The sequence below is a fragment of the Denitromonas iodatirespirans genome, assembly GCF_018524365.1.
In the GTDB taxonomy this organism is placed as follows: Bacteria; Pseudomonadota; Gammaproteobacteria; order Burkholderiales; family Rhodocyclaceae; genus Nitrogeniibacter; species Nitrogeniibacter iodatirespirans.
Genome location: NZ_JAEKFT010000104.1, coordinates 1 through 1056 on the forward strand (window position 1 = coordinate 1; position 1056 = coordinate 1056).

Below are 1056 nucleotides of genomic sequence, written 5' to 3' on the forward strand. Positions count from 1 at the left end.
AATCCATCGATCAGCTCTTTCGGGATGGACGGCAGCGCCGCCGCAGTGCTCTTCTTGCTGGTCTTTCTTGGCATACATGCTCCTTGCTCACATGGTATGCCTCAAACACAAAATTTCTGACAGGCTCTTCACCGGAGACGGTGAGAGTCACGTCTGCCTCTCCTCCTGCGGTCAGCGGAACTGTCGATCTGTCGGTCAACGCATGGAAGGGGTGTTTCGCGTCTCCGCTCCTCATAGACTTGATCTCATCTTGGGAGGGACCATAAAGTCCAACCGCCTGTTGACGCGAAACGTCGTAGATCAAGGCCAAGTTTTTATAGTCGTGGGCGGACGCGGTGAGTACAGCGCCCACGTAATTGCCGTCCGGCGAACTGACAAAGGACTCAAGCCGATGGGGCTGATAGGGTCTGTCTGTGTTGCGCAAGCGTGAAGCCAGCATATTGCGTAACTCGCCTGCAGGCCATGACACGAAGCGGCATCGTCGAAGGTCGTATTCACCATAGACCTGTCCGGTTAAATCCGGGTCATCGAAGTCCTGGGTGTTCACAAGCAACACTCGCTCGGTGCCTTGCAGGAAGGTGACTGCGAGATTGCAGCCTCCGACACAACGGGCTCCAGGAATCTGTATGCGTCCGATTTCCGTTGCGGAGTTCCCCGAGTAAAACGTCAACCACTTGCTGGAATTGTCGAACCGAGCCAGTGTCAGGCTTTCGTCATTGGACCAAAACTCCTCGGGCACATCACGAGCAAGAAGATCCTCTCCCGGCAATGGAAAATTGTCCGTCCGCAGCTCGTTCGGAGCTTTCGCCACTGGCCTGGGAGCGACTGCGGTGCAACGTTGCTCTTCTTCGGATGTCAGGTTTGGCAAGGGGCGCGCGAGCGCTGCCTTGAGGTCGAGCATCATGGTCGGTGCGCCGACTTCGGCGTAGTGAATCGCCCCGGGTTCGGTGGAGGCCGTTTGGTTTAAGTCAGGCCGGGATGGCGGCCTCGCTGGCGAGTTGCCTGTAGTAGTTTGCCTCAGCTTCTGCAGGCGGGATATACCCGATCGGTTCGAGC

General features: G+C 57.1%; 1 protein-coding gene. It reads right to left on the reverse strand.

From position 1 onward, the window contains the following. Window positions 1-10: 10 nt before the first annotated feature. The gene (locus tag I8J34_RS24120; protein ID WP_214364172.1) at window positions 11-904 is read right to left on the reverse strand and encodes a hypothetical protein; all 894 of its coding nucleotides are present in this window, start codon (window positions 902-904) and stop codon (window positions 11-13) included. Window positions 905-1056 lie beyond the last annotated feature (152 nt).

Excerpts from the sequence above, each read along its gene's own strand:
- I8J34_RS24120 (WP_214364172.1), bottom strand. The coding sequence starts at position 904 with ATGATGCTCGACCTCAAGGCAGCGCTCGCGCGCCCCTTGCCAAACCTG.